Annotated in this window: 12 protein-coding genes and 3 pseudogenes; 9 read left to right on the plus strand and 6 right to left on the minus strand. The window is 60.7% G+C overall.

Features of this window, described 5'->3' with window-relative positions:
* Positions 1-19 precede the first annotated feature (19 nt).
* Positions 20-3,196, minus strand: coding sequence for an efflux RND transporter permease subunit (locus tag DSD28_RS22200; protein WP_119258603.1), 3,177 nt, complete (start codon positions 3,194-3,196; stop codon positions 20-22).
* A complete protein-coding gene (locus DSD28_RS22205; protein WP_119258604.1) occupies positions 3,193-4,455 on the minus strand; it encodes an efflux RND transporter periplasmic adaptor subunit in 1,263 nt (420 codons plus the stop codon). The genes DSD28_RS22200 and DSD28_RS22205 overlap by 4 nt, the downstream gene beginning before the upstream one ends.
* 477 nt (positions 4,456-4,932) lie before the next feature.
* On the opposite strand from DSD28_RS22205, the gene DSD28_RS22210 reads away from it, so the two are divergent.
* From DSD28_RS22210 to DSD28_RS22225, 4 genes are all read left to right on the plus strand, one after another.
* Positions 4,933-5,967 (plus strand): 2Fe-2S iron-sulfur cluster-binding protein, encoded by a 1,035-nt coding sequence (locus DSD28_RS22210; protein ID WP_119258605.1) that lies wholly within the window; start codon positions 4,933-4,935, stop codon positions 5,965-5,967.
* 593 nt (positions 5,968-6,560) lie between these two features.
* Positions 6,561-6,875 carry an ArsR/SmtB family transcription factor gene (locus DSD28_RS22215; protein ID WP_119258606.1) on the plus strand — a complete coding sequence of 105 codons (315 nt, stop codon included), beginning with the start codon at positions 6,561-6,563 and terminating at the stop codon, positions 6,873-6,875.
* Entirely contained in the window at positions 6,872-7,231 is a 360-nt protein-coding gene (locus DSD28_RS22220) for an SRPBCC family protein (RefSeq protein ID WP_119258607.1), read from the plus strand. Before DSD28_RS22215 ends, DSD28_RS22220 begins: the two co-directional genes overlap by 4 nt.
* Positions 7,232-7,275: 44 nt before the next feature.
* Positions 7,276-7,881, plus strand: a complete 606-nt coding sequence (locus DSD28_RS22225) for an ATP-dependent Clp protease proteolytic subunit (protein WP_119258608.1) — start codon at positions 7,276-7,278, stop codon at positions 7,879-7,881.
* 79 nt (positions 7,882-7,960) lie between these two features.
* On the opposite strand, the gene DSD28_RS22230 is transcribed toward DSD28_RS22225, so the two are convergent.
* The gene (locus tag DSD28_RS22230) at positions 7,961-9,349 is read right to left on the minus strand and encodes a PLP-dependent aminotransferase family protein (RefSeq protein ID WP_119258609.1); all 1,389 of its coding nucleotides are present in this window, start codon (positions 9,347-9,349) and stop codon (positions 7,961-7,963) included.
* 167 nt (positions 9,350-9,516) lie between these two features.
* Between DSD28_RS22230 and DSD28_RS22235 the strand changes: the two genes are divergently transcribed.
* The 3 genes and pseudogenes from DSD28_RS22235 to DSD28_RS26305 all read left to right on the plus strand — a co-directional run.
* Positions 9,517-10,113: a LysE family translocator gene (locus DSD28_RS22235; RefSeq protein WP_432430875.1), complete on the plus strand. Its 597-nt coding sequence runs from the start codon at positions 9,517-9,519 to the stop codon at positions 10,111-10,113.
* A 385-nt stretch (positions 10,114-10,498) separates the two neighbouring features.
* On the plus strand, positions 10,499-11,626 hold the full coding sequence (locus DSD28_RS22240) for an MFS transporter (RefSeq protein WP_119258610.1): 1,128 nt from the start codon (positions 10,499-10,501) through the stop codon (positions 11,624-11,626).
* A 22-nt stretch (positions 11,627-11,648) separates the two neighbouring features.
* Positions 11,649-11,866 (plus strand): annotated as a pseudogene (locus tag DSD28_RS26305) (transposase); the annotation flags it as partial.
* Positions 11,867-12,376: 510 nt separating this feature from the next.
* Here DSD28_RS26305 and DSD28_RS22245 read toward each other — a convergent pair.
* Both DSD28_RS22245 and DSD28_RS22250 read right to left on the minus strand, forming a co-directional pair.
* Positions 12,377-13,285, minus strand: a complete 909-nt coding sequence (locus DSD28_RS22245; RefSeq protein ID WP_119258611.1) for an N-acetylglucosamine kinase — start codon at positions 13,283-13,285, stop codon at positions 12,377-12,379.
* On the minus strand, positions 13,285-14,499 hold the full coding sequence (locus DSD28_RS22250; protein ID WP_119258612.1) for an N-acetylglucosamine-6-phosphate deacetylase: 1,215 nt from the start codon (positions 14,497-14,499) through the stop codon (positions 13,285-13,287). The genes DSD28_RS22245 and DSD28_RS22250 overlap by 1 nt, the downstream gene beginning before the upstream one ends.
* Before the next feature lie 80 nt (positions 14,500-14,579).
* Here DSD28_RS22250 and DSD28_RS22255 point away from each other — a divergent pair, with 80 nt between their 5' ends.
* Together DSD28_RS22255 and traR are read left to right on the plus strand one after the other, a co-directional pair.
* A complete protein-coding gene (locus DSD28_RS22255) occupies positions 14,580-15,335 on the plus strand; it encodes a DeoR/GlpR family DNA-binding transcription regulator (protein ID WP_162911512.1) in 756 nt (251 codons plus the stop codon).
* A 79-nt stretch (positions 15,336-15,414) separates the two neighbouring features.
* Positions 15,415-15,882: pseudogene (traR, locus tag DSD28_RS22260) on the plus strand (autoinducer-binding transcriptional regulator TraR); the annotation flags it as partial.
* Here traR and DSD28_RS22265 read toward each other — a convergent pair.
* Positions 15,826-17,038: pseudogene (locus DSD28_RS22265) on the minus strand (transposase); the annotation flags it as partial. The pseudogenes traR and DSD28_RS22265 overlap by 57 nt on opposite strands.

The following is a 17,038-nucleotide window of genomic DNA, read 5'->3' on the forward strand; positions in this document are numbered from 1 at the left end:
CATGGAGAAGGCGACGGATTTAAAACTGGATGTTCCGCCGGCAAGTGCCGAACCTTCGTTGCTCGCGGCTGATCGCCAGGCGGCGGACGATGACATAAAACACCGGTGTCAGCACCAGACCAAACAGCGTGACGCCGAGCATGCCGGCAAAGACGGCGATGCCCATGACGTGGCGCATCTCTGCGCCAGCGCCCGTTGCAACCACCAGCGGCACGACCCCGGCGATGAAGGCGAGGGAGGTCATCAGGATCGGTCTGAGCCGAAGCCGGGCCGCCTCGAGCACGGCGGGCATCGGATCGACGCCTTCGTCTTCCTTCGCCCGTGCGAACTCGACGATCAGGATCGCATTCTTGGCCGCCAGCCCCACGAGAACGACGAAGCCGATCTGCGTGAAGATGTTGTTGTCGCCTCCCGTAAACCAGACCCCGGCGATTGCGGACAGCAGCGCCATCGGCGCGATCAGCAGCACGGCGAACGGCAAGGACCAGCTGTTGTACTGCGCAGCGAGAATGAGAAACGCCAGCAGAACGGACAGAGGGAAGATGTACATCGCCGTGTTCCCGGCCTGCTTCTCCTGGTAGGCCAGTTCAGTCCATTCGAAGGTCATGCCGGGTGGCAGCGTCTCCGCCGCGATCCGTTCTATGGCAGCGGTCGCTTGCCCGAACGAATAGCCGGGCGCCGGGCCACCGCTGATATCGGCCGACGGGAAGCTGTTGTAATGCATGACGCGATCCGGCCCGGAGCTGTACTTGACCGTCAACAGGGCGGACAGCGGGATCATCTCACCCGCCGCGTTGCGCACCTTCAGCCGGCCGATATCCTCCGGCTGCATGCGGAACGGCGCGTCGGCCTGGACCACGACGCGATAGGTCCGGCCAAAGCGGTTGAAGTCGTTGGCGTAGAGTGATCCGAGGTTGACCTGCAGGGTTTCGAAGATGGTGTTGAGCGGCACCCCTTGAGACTTGGCTTTCACGCGGTCGATATCCACCTGCACCTGCGGCGCATTCACCTGAAAGCTTGCAAGCATTCCGGCAAGCTCCGGTGTCTGCATCGCCTTGCCCATGATCGCGCCCTGTGCTTCGGCAAGCGCCGCAAAGCCGAGCCCGGCTCTGTCCTCGACCTGGATCTTGAAGCCCCCGGTCGTACCGAGGCCCGGAACCGGTGGCGGCGGGAAGATGCCGGCGAAACCATCGGGTATCTGGCTGAACTTGCCCATCAACCGACCGGCAATCGCGAATGCGGACAGGGCCGGATCCTTGCGCTCGTCGAAGGGCTTCAGCATCGTGAACATGACGGCGGCATTGGGAATATTGACCATACCGTTGACGGAGAGCCCCGGGAAAGCGACGACGCTTTCAACGCCCGGTTCGGCAAGGGCGATCTCCGACATCTTCTTGACGACCGCCTCGGTCCGGTCGAGCGAGGCGCCCGTCGGCAATTGCGCGATGCCGACCAGGTAATATTTGTCCTGCGCCGGGACAAAGCCGGCCGGCACGGTCTGGAAGCCCAGCCATGTCGTGGCGACCAGGCCGGCATAGACGAGAAGAACGAGCACGCTGAGTCTGACGGCGCGACGCACCGACCAGACATAGGCGTTCGAAGCACGTTCGAAGAACCGGTTGAAGAGCCGAAAGAACCAGCCGAACAGGCCGTCGATCACCCGGGTCAGCAGATCGCGCTTCACCTCGCCGTGGTGCGGTTTTAGGAGCACGCCCGCAAGTGCCGGGGAAAGCGTGAGCGAATTGACCGCCGACAGGATGGTCGAGATGGCGATCGTGAGCGCAAACTGGCGATAGAACTCGCCTTGCAGACCGGACAGGAAAGCGGACGGAATGAACACGGCCGAGAGCACGGACGTGATCGCTATGATCGGCCCGGTCACTTCGTCCATGGCCTTGCGCGCCGCTTCCTTCGGCGTTTCGCCAAGCGCGATGTGACGCTCGACGTTTTCGACGACGACGATCGCGTCGTCGACCACGATCCCGATCGAGAGCACCAGGCCGAACAGCGACAGCGTGTTCAGCGAAAAGCCGAACATGTACATCAGCGCGAACGTGCCGACCAACGAAATCGGCACGGCGACCAGCGGGATGATCGACGCGCGCCAGGTCTGGAGGAAAAGCACGACCACAATGACGACCAGAACGATCGCTTCAAGCAGCGTCATCACCACAGCCTCCAGCGAGGCCTTCACGAAAACCGTGGGATCGTAGGCGATGCGATACTCTATGCCCTCCGGAAAGCCCTTCTGCAGTTCCTCCATGGAGGCGCGGATGGCGCTCGCCACATCGAGCGCGTTGGCGCCGGGGCTCTGGATGATCTGCAGCGCCAGCGCCGGCTTGCCATTCAATAGGCTGCGCAGGGCGTAGGAGTCGGCGCCCAGTTCGATACGGGCAATGTCGCGCAGCCGGGTGACCTGTCCATCCGCGCCGGTCTTGACGACGATCGCGCCGAACTGCTCCTCGCTGGATAGCCTGCCGAGCGTGTTGACCGTGACCTGCAGTGCTGCCGAGGCATCCGGTTGCTGGCCGACGGAGCCGGCGGCAACCTGAGCGTTCTGCTCCTGGATTGCAGCAACCACATCGGAAGCGGTCAATCCGCGTGCCGCCACCTTGGCCGGATCGAGCCAGACCCGCATGGAGTACTCGCCGGCACCCCAGACGAGCACGTCACCCACACCCGACAGGCGCGCAAGCTGGTCGCGGACCTGCAGCGTCGCGAAGTTCGACAGGTAGAGAGGATCGTAGCGGTCATCGGGCGAAACCAGGTGCACGACCATCAGGATGTCGGGCGAGGTCTTTTGCGTCACGACGCCGATGCGCTGAACCTCTTGCGGCAAACGCGGAAGCGCGCGCGAGACGCGGTTTTGCACCTGGATCTGCGCCATGTCGGGATCGGTGCCCTGCTGGAAGGTCACCGTCAGCGTCATGCGTCCGTCGGTTGCGGCTTGCGAGCTCATGTAAAGCATGTTCTCGACGCCGTTGATCACCTGCTCCAGCGGAGCGGCAACCGTTTCGGCGATCACCTCCGGGCTGGCACCCGGGTAGCTTGCGGTGACCTGTACCGTCGGCGGCGTCACCTGGGGATATTCACTGAGCGGCAGCTTCAGGAGGGTCAGGCCACCGCCGATCAGCATCAGGACCGAGAGAACGACCGCAAAGATGGGACGATCGACGAAGAAGCGTGGGATGTTCATCGACGCGCCTCCTGCGATGCGGCCGCTGCCACATCGCCTTCCGCGGCTTGCTCCGGCGCCATCGAAATCGCCTGCGGGTCCACCTCCATGCCAGGGCGAACGAGCCCCTTGACGATGACCTTCTCACCCGGCTTCAGGCCGCTTGCGACCACGCGCAGGCCGTCGATCATCGGGCCGAGTTCGATCGGCCGGTACTCGGCCTTGTTCCCCGAGCCCAGCGCCAGCACATAGCGGCGGCCCTGATCGGTACCGATCGCCTGATCGTCGATCAGCACGGTACGGGCCGGCTCGGCCGTCACGAGGTTCACCCGGGCAAACAGACCGGGCGCGAGCAGACGATCCGGGTTCTTGACGATCGCCCGGGCGCGGATGGTTCCGGCGCTGCGCTCGACCCGGTTGCTGATGAAATCGAGAACAGCGGCATGGGGGAAGCCGGCATCCGTCATCAGACCAACCTGGACAGGCAGGTTCGCGGTCCCTCCGTCTTCTTTTCCGGGACGCGCGCGCGCGACGAAATCCAGAAACGTGGCCTCATCGATGTCGAAGTAGACGTAGAGCGGGTCTCTCGAGACGATGGTGGTGAGAAGCGTGGAGGCACCCGCATTGCCGCCGGTAACCAGGTTGCCCTCCGTCACGCGCACCCGATCGACCCGCCCGCCGATCGGGGCCGCAACGCGGGTGAAGGAGAGGTCGAGCTCAGCCGCGGCCACCGCTGCCTTCGCCATGTCGACCTCGGCCTGCCGTTGGCGGCGCAGGGCCTCCGCGTCGTCATAGGTCTTGCGCGACACGGTCCCGTTCGGAGCCAGGGATTTGGCGCGCTGGAACGCGATTTCGGCATGCTCGAGAAGGACGATCGCCTGTTGCAACTGAGCCTTGGCTGAGTCCAGGGCAACCTGGAACGGACGTGGATCGATCTGGAAAAGGACCTCTCCCGGTTTCACGAGACCGCCTTCCGGAACACTCACGACGTCGATGGCGCCGCCGACACGCGGACGCAGTTCAACGGATTTCGCAGCCTCGAAATGGCCGGTGAACTCCACCGCAGGCGCGACATCGCGGGTGATGACCTCGGCGACCGGAACCTTGGGAATGGGCGCTCCCTCGGCCCCGGTCGCCGCGACTGCCTCGGACGCACTGGTCGAGGAGGCAAGCTCGATAAGACGGCTGGTGAAGGTTCCAATTGCGTCGCCGTTGACAAGGGCGAGCCCCCCAACGGCGGCGATACCGGCGAAGAACAGGACAGCGGCCTTTTTACTCATTCTCGTTCACCTTCATTTGCACACGCCGGCCGGAGCGGCCGCGATCAATTCTTGGAGAAGGTGCGTCTTCCAACGCTGGTAAGGTCAAGGCCCCGGAAAATTTCTGTCCCATAGCCTTGATGCAAGCTGTCAGGCCTTGGCTCGAGAGACGGGATTTTCAGCCTAGAGATACTGAGACGGAGACACTCCGGCGGAGAACCGCCGGCCACGACCGAGTTGCTGCCTTTTCGTGAAGTCACTCGTGATCGTCTTCGACGTGAGATCGCCCGAACGCGCATGCGGCTCGGGCGCGAAGTCGCCCGGGGGCTTGCGATCGATGCAAGCCCTCCGCCGCTCCAATCCAATGTTCCGAAACTGAACATGAAGATACCCCCTTGACCTTACCAGCGCTGGAAGCCGCACCCTGACGGCATCCTTCGCTTGCCGCCGTCAAGGATCGACCCGAGCGAAATCGAACTCTGTGAGGAAACAATAGAAATGACCGTCAAACGGATAGACATACGATCGGCACGAACAAATCTCGAAATGCGTGCCGATCAGACCATTCTCGATGCGGCGCTCGCAGCCGGGCTTCCTTACCCTCATGGCTGCCGATCCGGGCGTTGTGGAGCCTGCAAATCTCGACTGATCCAAGGCGGGGTGGAGCTTCTGCAGCATTCGCCCTTCGCCCTCACCGATGAGGAGAAAGCTGGCGGTCTCGTTCTTGCCTGCCGGGCGCTTCCCGTAACCGATACGGCGGTGGCTTGGCTTGGAAGCGGCGACGAAGATGTCGCACAGACACCCCAACAGCGAAACGGCATCGTTACGCGTCTGGAGGACCTCACGCACGACATCAAACTAGTACGCATCGAGACGGAGGACGGCGGCAGTGCGCGTTTCGTCGCTGGGCAATATGCGCAGGTCAGCTTTGACCGGGTCCCCGCCCGCAGCTACTCCATGGCCAATCGACACGGCGATGGCGGCGTAGAGTTCCACATTCGCCACGTCGTCGGCGGAACGACCTCGCAACATGTGCATCACGGGTTGATGGTCGGCGACAAGGTGACGCTCGAGTATCCGATGGGATCTTCCTATCTGCGGGAGAATCATGGCGGTCCGATCCTGTGCATCGCCGGCGGTTCCGGTCTCGCACCGATCAAATCGATCGTCGAGACCGCCCTTTCGCACGGCATGAAACAACCGATCCACCTCTACTTCGGCGCCCGCACCGAGCGTGACCTTTACCTCGTCGATCATTTCCGCGCGCTTGCGGAGTGGCACGCCAATCTTTTCTTCCACGCCGTCCTATCGGAGGCGGATTCGGCACGATATCGACGCGGATTTGTGACAAAAGCTGTGGCCGAGGATCTGCCTGACCTCGACGGATGGAAAGCTTATGTCGCCGGCCCGCCGCCGATGGCAGATGCGGCCAGGGAGGTTGCTTTTGCCCGTGGCCTGAACCGCTCCGACCTGCATGCAGACGCGTTTTTTACGTCCGAGCCGACGCCGACGATCCGGGCACCCCGTTCGTGAAGACGGCACAACGACGAGCATGGACGTCTGTAACCAAACAGGCTTCCATGAGGCTTGGCAAACTGCAGTCCAACGCTGTGGAATCTACAACCCATACACGGGCCATGGCGCCATCAAGTCCTTGCTGCCGCCATTACGTCCGAGACGGCTGGGCCATCTTAGTTGCCTCAATGAAGGAGGCGACGATAGCAGTGGAATGAAGCCCTCACAGCAAGACGCGTTCTCGCTCGCAAAGTTTCACAGCCTCGGTCCGCAACTCTTGACCTATATTCGTTCGAACCACGCAATTAGCATGGTGTCGCTCTGGAACCGCGAGGGCCAGAACGTCAAGGAACTGGGCAACACTCTCAAATCCGACAGTTGATACAAGGCGGCCCACCTCGGATGCGTACCCAGGAAAGGCGAACAAAGGTTGCTGGTTCGCGGAAAGGCGATGCCAACGACGATCGCTCGGCGCCAATGCCCGTCGAGAACGCATACGCAATGCCGAGCCGCAGCGGATCGTAGTCGACAACCGTGACAACGAATAAGTATTACCCAATCGATCACCAAATAGCCTTGCGAATCACATAAGTTCGTGCTTATGTATTAGCATGATCGAGAACGACATATTCCGAGCTTTGGCCGACCCGACCCGCCGCGCCATTTACGAGAAGCTAGCGGCAGGCGGCATGAATGCCAGCGCCCTGCGTGAGGGCATGTGCATCAGCCAGCCGGCGATGTCTCAACACCTCTCAGTTCTTCGGAGTGCAAAACTGGTACGTGAGGAACGTCAAGGGCGTTTCGTGAAATATGAGGTCGATCCCGAAGGGCTGGCTGTCATCGCGCACTGGCTGGCGAAGTATCGCACTTACTGGCCTCAACGCATTGAAGCCCTCAAAGTCTTGCTGAAGGATATGGACCAATGAACGACCGGAAGACCGAAGAGCAGAAGAACCGCATCAAACTCGAATATGACCTCGATGAACCGCCGCAAAAGGTCTGGCGAGCGATCAGCATTCCGGAGTTTCGTGACAACTGGTTGCCGACGGATGCTTTGGCCGACCCCGAGGCTACCTCTGTCGTACCCGGAGAGGAAGTCCGCTACAGAATGCGCGACAGCACACCGCCGTTCCTTGAAAGTACAGTGACGTTCAGGATTGTCCCAAACGCAGCCGGCGGAACCAGTTTGCGGATCATCCACGAACTGGCAGACGCAAGCTTCGCGCCGACGACGACAGCCGCGACCAACGATAACAGCCCTCCCTTCATACTCGCCGCCTGACGCGCTGAGATCCCCACAAATTCTGATAAGATTGGAGTTCGCCGATGCGCGAAGCGATGCAACTCGTCCCTATGGTCATAGAACAATCCAGCACAGGGGAGCGGTCTTTCGACATCTATTCCCGCCTTCTCCGCGAGCGCATCATATTCCTCAACGGGGAGGTGAACGACGCCGTTTCCGCTCTGGTGTGCGCGCAATTGTTGCTTCTTGAGGCGGATAACCCGCAGAAGCCGATTCATCTGTACATCAACTCACCGGGTGGCGTCGTAACCTCCGGCTTAGCTATGTATGACACGATGCGCTACATCCGCGCGCCGGTGCATACGCTTTGCATGGGCACGGCCCGTTCGATGGGATCGTTTCTGTTGATGGCGGGCGAACCCGGCCAACGCGCTGCTTTGCCCAATGCCAGCATACTGGTCCATCAGCCGTCTGGCGGTTTCCAGGGACAAGCGTCGGACATGCTCATCCATGCAGAAGAAATCCTGAAAACCAAACAAAGGATGACCCGACTTTATGCCGAACATTGTGGTCGCAGTTACGAGGAATTCGAACGCGCGATGGATCGCGATCGTTTCATGACGGCGGAAGAAGCGCTTGAATGGGGCCTAATCGACCATATTCTGCAACACCGGGAGGAAACGCTGTGACGGTCACGCCGTAAAATCCACGCATATCGCCTGCCTGAAGATTCGCCATAACCTCTGGCAGTATATGCAGCGGCTCCAGTCAATAAGGCGGTTTGTGGTTGCTAGAGAGAGAGGCGATGGGTGCCCCGGAGCCGATTAGGTCAGCCAGTTTGCCCAGCGCCTTTTTCAGATCATCGTGCGAAGGCCCCCCGAGACATAGACGAATTCCGCTCGCGTCGTCACGGGGATCGACGGTAACACTTTCCGGTGCAGTCACCGCGACGCCGAGTGCGGCGGCGGCCGCCGCGAAATGCCCGGCCCTGCTGCGAGACATGGGTAGCCAGGCGTGAAATGCTGCAGGATGAAAATGGCCAGCATCCTTGCCCAGCAGAGACACGGCAAGCGCTGAACGACGGCGAGCCTCGACGCCGATCGCCTGCCTGACAGACGCGACCACGCCATTGACCAGCCAATCCTCCATAACCGACATGGATAGCGGTGACGGTGCCATCGGCAGCGCCAGCAATGCTGACGCCGCCCGTTCTTCCATTCCAGACGGAAGCGTGAGGACGCCGACCCTCAGGCCTGGGCTGAGGGTCTTGGAAAGGCTGCTGACATGGATCACACGCTCCGGCGAAAGGGTTGCGAAGGTGGGCCGCTCCGCATCGTTGTCCATCGCATACACCCCGTCCTCGATAATGACGGCATTCCGCCTGCGGCAAATTTCGGCGATGACCTGCCGCCGGTCACGCCCCATTGTGGCAGTGGTAGGATTGTGCAGGGTTGGCGTGACATAGACCGCTCTGCGAGGGACGGAGGTTTCTTCATCCAGAACTGCCGCCAACGAGCCCGGCATCATGCCTTCCTCGTCGAGTTCGATCCCACGCAGGCGATAGCCTTTATGGCGCGCCAACGCGATGGCACCAGGATAGGTCAGTCGTTCGGTGAGAATTACACCGTCGCGCCCGCATGCGAGGTCGAAAGCCAGCGAAATCGCCTGTTGCGCACCGGCGGTCGGGATGATTAGTCGCGGATCGACGGCAAGCGAAAAGGTTTCCAACCAACGGGCCAGCAGCCGCCGGTGTTCCTCGTGGCCGGCTAAAGGCGCATAGAGGTTAAGTTGGGCCGCGTCGATCTTGCGTGCGATAGTCGTGAGCGTGCGCGCCAATAGGCGATCACCGATCATCGCTGGTGGCGTATTGATCGAAAGATCAATGAGCGGCCCCGATCGTGCCATCCCCATCGCCACGAAGGTTCCTCGCCCTTTAACGCTGCGCGTCAGGCCCTGGCGCTCAAGCATGGCGTAGGCCTTGGTGACCGTGCCAACGCCGATACCAAGCCTCCAGGCCAGATCACGATGGGCAGGCAGCCGTTCGCCGCTGGAAACGCTCCCCTCGAGGATATCCTTGCTCATCGCCTGCATCAAACGCTCGGCAGGATGGGCTGCGCCGTCGGTCAGTCTAGGTTGCCATGGGGACTGCTTACGCATCTGGTTCCTTAATAGTGTCTTGAGACACTTTAACACTGGATCATTAAGTGTCGCATAGACTATGACGAAGTGTCAAAAATAGATGCCAAACTCACCATTTCCGCTCGGCAATCGATGAAGGACTGCTCGTGACACCCACGTTGGTAGGAACCACAGGCTCCCATGGACTGCTTCAGACCGTCTTGGCCTTGATCTTGTATACGGTCGTGACGTCAATAACGCCTGGGCCCAACAACATGATGGTGCTGGCATCCGGTGTGAATTACGGCCTTCGACGAACGCTGCCGCATATCCTCGGTATCAGCTTTGGCTTTGCGGTGATGATCGTTGTTGTTGGCATCGGTCTGGGTACGGTGTTTGAGCTTTACCCCCTGCTCAACACCCTGTTGCGCTGGGTTGGCGCAGCCTATCTCGTGTATCTCGCCTACAAGATCGCCGGATCGGATGCGCCGAACAAGCCTGACAGCGCAAGGGTTATGCCGCTGGGTTTTCTGGGGGCCGCGGCTTTTCAGTGGGTTAATCCGAAGGCCTGGGTCATGGCGCTCGGCGCCGTGGCCGCCTACTTGCCGACGCATCCCTCGCTAGCATCCGTAGCGGCTATTGCCCTGTTGATGGCAGTGATCAACGCCCCGTGTGTCGGGATCTGGGCGGCATTCGGCGTCGGCATCCGGCAATTCCTGACGAAGCCTGCCCAATTGCGTGTGTTCAACCTGACCATGGCGGCTTTGCTGGTAGTATCTCTTTATCCGATCATGGTTCGATAGTTGAACCGGCAGCGTAAGTCTCGCGCGCATGCAGCCTCAAAACGAAGGCAAGTTTCCGGCAGAGGCTTCCACGATCGGAGTTTAGTTTGCACTACTGGGAGATGCATTCTCGCACGAGGTTTGGGCTTCGTGATCGCGCAGTAGCGCAAATGCCCATGAGACTGTTCGGCCTCCCTGCTACCCAGGCCTGAGCAGCACAGTCCGACCTGACGCGACTTGCGTCGCGCTGCGCCGGCCAGAACCCCGCACCGCTCCTACGTCCCAGGGAGCGCCTCTCCCCCCAAAGAAAACCAACTCGCTCCGACGTCACGTGTGCGTTCGTCAATTTCGCCCGTCGGTATTTCAAACTTTCCCTTATTTACGGAAGACAATCGTGCCCCGCTTAATGTTACCGACCTTCGCTCTGGCGGTCTTTTTCGTAGGAGCAACCGAATTCATGCTCTCTACAATGCTCTCACCTCTGGCATCGGCGTTTGATACAACACCAGCACACGCGTCCTGGCTCGTATCCAGTTATGCCTTCTCCTATGCAGTGGCAGCGCCGATCTTTGGGTTCCTGTCTGATCGCATCGACCGCCGCCGCCTCTTGCTGGCGTCGCTTGTCCTGTTCGCGATCGATGGTTTCGCATTGACAATAGCCCCAAGCTTCTCAATTGCCATTGCGCTGCGGATATTTGGGGGCTTGGCATCGGCAGCGCTGATACCAACAGCGTTTGCGTTGATATCCGATATCATGCCCGCGAACCGACAATCTGCTGCCATGGGGGCTGTCATGGTGGGGATGACGTTCGGAATAATCGCTGGTCCGGTAATTGCCGGCATTTTGACAGAGGTGTTAGACTGGCGTGTTCCTTTCCTCGTAACTGCAGTGGGCTGCCTACTGACATTCATCGTCGCTCATCGTGTGATCCCGCAGAGCACAACTCGCCGTCCCGAAACCAACATGCGGCGGTTTGGCTGGGTCGCCAAAGGAAGGATTGTACGCTTTTTGGTCGCAAAAGGCCTCTGGAACGGAACGGCTGTTGCCGGCTTTCTTCTTGCCGGTGAGGTTCTGCGACAACGCCACGACCTCAGCGTCGGGAACGTCGGCACCGTTCTCTTCGCATTTGGCCTTGGACTTCTACTCGGAAACCTTGGTGTTGGTTGGGCCGTCCGCCGTTTTCGGGGTGACGAACGGACTCTGATGGCGGCACTTCTGCTTTTGTGCGTAGCAGTTGGCACATTTATGATCGCCCCCTTGCCGCTCGCGGGAGCATTGGTGTGCCTGATAGTTTGGGGCTTTTCGATCGGGTTAGCGGCTCCAACCAGCACATCTGTGCTCGCCAGGCGCAGCGAAGACGATAAAGGTCAAGTCCTGGCAGTTTCCGAAAGCTTCAACAACTTGACGATTCTTGCGGTTCTACCCATCACAGCACTCCAGCTCGAGACCGCGGGCCCGGCCGGAACCATGATGGTCCTGGGTTTCACTCTGGCAATTGCGCTCCTGCTAACTACGGCAGACCTGTGGTCGTGATCAGACCTGGCGGAACGGCTATCGCAATCTACGCTCGACACGCGGAAAATGCCGAGTTCATGCGATGCGCAATACGCTCGCTTACGTTCCGAAGGGCCAGAACGCCGCCGCTATCAGCCAAGCGTTCATGACAATTCCGTCCAAACCTGGCGGCATGTCGCTGATCAACTCCGGGTTAGACGGCAGAAGCTCGACACCTTTATGGACGACGCCGAAGCTGACGTGCTTGCCTACATGGCGCCGCACCGGTGGTGGCGGGCGATCTCGTGCTAAGAGCGGTGTGTCGGCTGGAAGCGCCGCCGGTTCGCCTATTCAAACCTTGCCGGGTTGAGGCGCTCGTGCACCTCGCCTTTTGGCGGCGGGCCTTCGAAGGAGTGAGGAAGGCGAAAATCGCAACAGTTATCCGGCGTAGTGCGGCATAACCAGCGCCAGCATGCCGCCGAGCAGCCAGGCGCTGAGTGCGGAGGCAAGGAACCGTTTGGTCGTTAGGTCCATCGACCAGCGCCGGCGCTATGTAGTATTTTATCTAGGATTTGAAGACGCTGAAGCCGCGCGCCTACATCCCCGGCAGCACTGTCAGCGGCAAGATGACGGTCCAGTAAAGCCGTCCGGCATGCCGCGGTCAACGTTTCGATCGACGTTCCGGCAGATGCCGCGATAGCCTGAGGGCAAGACCATCTGCCGAATAGGCGAACTTGTACATCGTCTCGTAACCGACGGCAAATCTGACGCCCGATGTTGCCAAGTCCATCAATCATAGTGTGCCGAGTACGCCTGCCCCATCTCGCTCGCCAACTTCACCGCGCCGAGAACAGGTGGATCGCGCACGAGAAACACGATGAGGCCGTATCGCTCCCGGATCAGGCGGCTCACATGGCTGAAGAACCGAGCCTGGCTTTCGAGTAAGCCGCCTCCGGCAAAAACCGGCCCGCGCGCCCCGCGTCGGTGAAGCCTGCCGACAAGGTCTGCAAGACTGGACGCCCCGTCCTCCAGAACGCGCCCGGCGATCCTGGAGCCACGTGCCGCAACCTCGAAGATCGCCGGCACGTGGCATGCCAGGGAAGCCCCAGAAGGCGCCTCCGCCAGCCGCTCGTTTGCGCGCAGTAGTCTAGGGATCGCCAGGCTATCCATCAGAGCCTGCGAAAGCTGGCGATCCGGCATTCCAAGGTCCTCGGCGGCGAGCGCCTCTTGGAGGGCGCGCCGAACCAAGCCGGCCCCGCCGCCATCATCGCCAATGAGCCATCCCCAGCCGCCGGCCGATATCAGCGTGCCGGCGCGATCTCTCGCGACAGCTATGGACCCTGTTCCGGCAATGAGCGAAATGCCTCGTCCCCGGCCTGCAGCCGCAAGCAACTCGGCGTCGTTTACGACCCGGATGTTCCACCCCGTCACACCACGAAGCGCGGTCTCGCAACGGCGGAGAGCCTGCTCGTCGTTGCAGCCGTTCGCCCCCATGACAACCCTCGACGGTGTAACCCCGTCGAAGGTCGCATCCACGAGGTGCTTCAACCGAAGGCAATCCTCGTCGGAATAGCTGGCGTGCCTCCAGGCAACCGTCGGAACCTGATGATCGGCCCGAAGTACTCCGTCGTGAGCGATCATCCAGCGCGTCTTGGTGCCGCCGACATCGATGCCGAGAGCGACTTCGGGCGCCCGCATCAGATCTGTTGCCCGAGGCTTGCACCATTGCCGACGGCAACGACACCCCCGATGATCACCGACTTCACTTTGAGATCACGGTCGAGCACCACGAAGTCCGCCATCTTGCCCGTCTCGATGCTTCCGATGTCGCCGGCAGCGCCAACCAGTTCCGCCGGCGTCAGCGACGCCATCCGAATGACCGAAGGCAGATCGCGTCCGACGGCATGCGCCATCGTTCGAACCATCCGGTCCATCCCGTGCATGGAACTTGCAAGGCTTCCATCGGCGCCTCTGACCGAATTGCCGTCGCTGAACACCCAGGTGCCGTCATCTTCCGAGCCGAACCTGTACTTGCCGGGAGGCGCATCCATGGCGCGGTTTGCGTCCGTAACCAGGCAGGTCCTTTGCGGGCCGATCATCTCGAAGGCGAAGCGCAAGAGATCGTCGGAGAGATGGATGCCATCAGCGATGACCTCGGTGCTCATCTCGTCGTTCATGAGAACGTATTGTTCCATGCCCGCCTGCATCGGCGTGCCAAAGCGCTGCCGCAACGACGACACGGAGCTCATTGCGCACCAAAAATGATCGACATGCCGCATGCCACGTGCGAACGCCGCCTCCAACTCGCCCCATGCCGCATTCGAGTGGCCGCAGGTAATGAAGCAGCCTTGCTGGCGCGCGAACTCGAAAAACTCGAGCGCGCCTGGCAGCTCGGATGCGCATGTCGCGATCCGGACGATCTCCTTGGTCAGGAAGTATTCATACTCTTCCCGAACGGGATCCCGGCGGCCTTCCTTAGAATGGACCCCAACCTTGTCCTCGGCGAAATAGGGACCGTAGAAGTGCACGCCGGCGATCCGGGCACCATCCGAGGGCAACCAATTCGATTGCACGTTTTCGCACGCTTTGATCATCGCATCGAGTTGCTCGAACGATCCGGTGGTCGTTGTCGGGAACACCGAGGTGGTGCCATGTCGCGCATGGGCGCGATTGACCGCCCTTACCGCTTCAGCCGTGCCATCCATGTAGTCTGCGCCCGCGGCCCCATGGATGTGGATATCGACAAAACCAGGGCAAATAAAGTGATCGGGCATGTCGAGTACGGTCGCGGTCTCGCCAATTCCCCCGTCGGCGGCAACGTTCGCAATGCGATCACCGCGGCATTCGACCACTGCGTTTTCCAGAATCCTGTTCGGGAGGACGACATTTCCTTTGATAGCCAAAGCGCTCATCACATAATCCTTGTTGAGATCTTGTGATTCCTGTATATGCACGAATACGTACAATCGTGCAATCTGGATGGAGCAGGAAATTGGAATCGACCCCGGACGAGCGCCGTAAATTCATTCTTGCTGAACTGCAGTCAAAGGGCCGACTCTCCACCGCCGACTTGGCAGAGCGCTTCTCGCTTTCGGAGGACACGGCGCGGCGCGATTTTCGGGAACTCGCAGCCGACGGCATGATCAAGCGCGTTCACGGCGCTGCCCTCCCGGTGACGCCCGGTGAACAACCCTTCCAGGGGCGATACAAGATTGCCAGGGACGTAAAGACGAAGCTTGCACGCATCGCCGCCGAGATCGTTCTGCCCGATCAGATCATCATGATCGATGGCGGAACCACCAATCTCGAGCTTGCCAAGCATCTGCCACTGGACTTGAGGGCAACAGTCATCACCAACAGCCCAACCATTGCGACGGCGACAGCCGAACACCGAAACCTCGAGGTCATCCTTCTCGGCGGGGTCTTCGACAAGCGGAGCCAGATGACTTTGGGCGCACGTGTCCTCGAGCAGATCCACGCCTTGAGCGCCGATATCTGCTTTATCGGCGTTCACGGTCTCCATGAGGAGTACGGCCTGACCACCGCCGGCTATGACGAAGCGTCGGTCAAAGGCGCGATGCTACAGGTGTCCGCCGAGGTGGTCGCGATCGCGACACCTGACAAGATCGGAACCGTCGGCGCCTACAAATTTGCCCCGCTCTCGGCGGTCGATGTTCTGGTGACCGACCGCAGCGCCCGCAACAGCCCGACGCTGGAGAAAGTTAGCGCTAAGGTCCTAACGGACTAAAGCCTTCGGCGCCAGTGGTCAGGCGCTGGGGCTAGCGGCGGTTTATGCTGGAGGAACACCTCGTTCGCGGAGGTAACGAATGAAACATTGGCTGGACAAGTTGGTCGACCTTGCCGCAATCCCTGGCGACGAACGCATCCTGAAACTCGCCCTTGCGGCTCTTACCGAACAGCTCGGGCTCGCAGGGTATGCCTATCTCAATATCCAGCCAGGACGCTCCGTCGCAATTTCGAACTATCACCACGTGTGGCAGTCCGACTATTTTGAGAAGGGCTATCTCACGATCGATCCGATAATTCGACGCGCCAGATCGCTGAAACGGACCTTCACCTGGACCGGCGAACAGCACATGACGTCGCCTTCAAAAGCCGAGCGGTCCTTTTTCGCGCATGCGGCAGACTTCGGGATCCGGTCCGGCATCACAGTCCCGATCAAAGCCGCATACGGCTCCATCGCAATGTTCACGCTTGCATCGGACAAGCCGGCAATCGGCCTGGACCGCGAGATCGACCCCGTCGAGGCTGCATCCGCGGTCGCGCAGCTTCATGATTTCACCGCGCTCGTGGAAAAAGACGGCGCGTTTGAGCTTGTGAGCGGCCTCGCCCTTGTTGAGCCCGGCCTGGCAACGCCGGCGCAGTGCCGGGCTGGAATACCACTCGATCATGAACAGGGTGCGCTCGATGCGGCCGAGTTCGCGCAACGCTTTGGCCAGATCGCTGGATTTCGACGAAGCAGAGAACGTCTTGAGGATCGCCGACGGCGCGACGGTGCGCGTCGTGATCGACGCGGCAAGACGCAGGAGTTCGTCCCAATGTTCCATGATGAGGGCGGTGTTGATCGGCACGCCGATATGATTTGCCAGCGCCGGATAGCTATCGGCCTTCTCGAAGGTGTGGAACTTCCGATCCTTGATATTGCGAAGGCGCGGCGCGAAGCGCTTGCCGATCAGGCAGAACAGCGCAAAAACATGATCGCTGGCGCCGCCGGTATCGGTGAACAGCTCCTCGATCTCCAGAACCGTGTCGTGGTCGAACAGGCCGTCGAGCACGTAGACGGCCTCGCTTTCGGTCGGGCTGATCGGCAGGATGCTGTAATAGCCGTATTGGTCGGAAAGGCCGCTGTAGAATTTTGAGCCCGGCTCACTGCCATAATGCAGGTTGATATCGCTGCGTCTGGCGGCCCGGTCGCTGGCGCGGAAGAACTGCCCATCGGATGAGGCTGTCGTTCCGTCACCCCAGATTTGCGAATGCGGATGGCGGGTATGGGCATCGGTAACACAGGCCTGCGCGGCCCGATAGGTTTCGGAGCGGGCATGGAAGCTGCGCATCCAGCCGATCTGGTGGGCGCTGATCCCCTTCGACGCCCCCGCCATGCGTTTCGGACCGAGATTCGTGCCATCGGCAAGCACGCCGGCCAGCATGGCCACGATGTTTTGCGGTGTATCTCCTGTCCGGACATGGGTGAACTGGTCGGCAAACCCGGTCCATTCATGCACTTCCCGCAGGAGATCGGGCACCTCGACCAGAGGATACATCTCCGTGATTTCGGTATTGAGTGCTTCCGCCGCGGCGGGAACATCGCTGATATGCGGCGTCACGATCAGCGTGCCGTTTTCCATCCTGACGCCATCGAGCTTGCCGAAACGGGCGCGCCAGGCCAGCCGTTTGAGGTTGACGTCCATCATCTCCCGGACGTCCGCGAGC

The organism is Shinella zoogloeoides, assembly GCF_003574625.1.
In the GTDB taxonomy this organism is placed as follows: Bacteria; Pseudomonadota; Alphaproteobacteria; order Rhizobiales; family Rhizobiaceae; genus Shinella; species Shinella zoogloeoides_A.

What these genes read in the sequence shown, in the direction of transcription:
- DSD28_RS22215 (WP_119258606.1), top strand. Translation starts at nt 6,561, where the DNA reads ATGATCGAGAACGACATATTCCGAGCTTTGGCCGACCCGACCCGCCGC.
- DSD28_RS22200 (WP_119258603.1), bottom strand. Translation starts at nt 3,196, where the DNA reads ATGAACATCCCACGCTTCTTCGTCGATCGTCCCATCTTTGCGGTCGTT.
- DSD28_RS22250 (WP_119258612.1), bottom strand. Translation starts at nt 14,499, where the DNA reads ATGAGCGCTTTGGCTATCAAAGGAAATGTCGTCCTCCCGAACAGGATT.
- DSD28_RS22225 (WP_119258608.1), top strand. Translation starts at nt 7,276, where the DNA reads ATGCGCGAAGCGATGCAACTCGTCCCTATGGTCATAGAACAATCCAGC.
- DSD28_RS22230 (WP_119258609.1), bottom strand. Translation starts at nt 9,349, where the DNA reads ATGCGTAAGCAGTCCCCATGGCAACCTAGACTGACCGACGGCGCAGCC.
- DSD28_RS22220 (WP_119258607.1), top strand. Translation starts at nt 6,872, where the DNA reads ATGAACGACCGGAAGACCGAAGAGCAGAAGAACCGCATCAAACTCGAA.
- DSD28_RS22240 (WP_119258610.1), top strand. Translation starts at nt 10,499, where the DNA reads ATGTTACCGACCTTCGCTCTGGCGGTCTTTTTCGTAGGAGCAACCGAA.
- DSD28_RS22245 (WP_119258611.1), bottom strand. Translation starts at nt 13,285, where the DNA reads ATGCGGGCGCCCGAAGTCGCTCTCGGCATCGATGTCGGCGGCACCAAG.
- DSD28_RS22210 (WP_119258605.1), top strand. Translation starts at nt 4,933, where the DNA reads ATGACCGTCAAACGGATAGACATACGATCGGCACGAACAAATCTCGAA.
- DSD28_RS22205 (WP_119258604.1), bottom strand. Translation starts at nt 4,455, where the DNA reads ATGAGTAAAAAGGCCGCTGTCCTGTTCTTCGCCGGTATCGCCGCCGTT.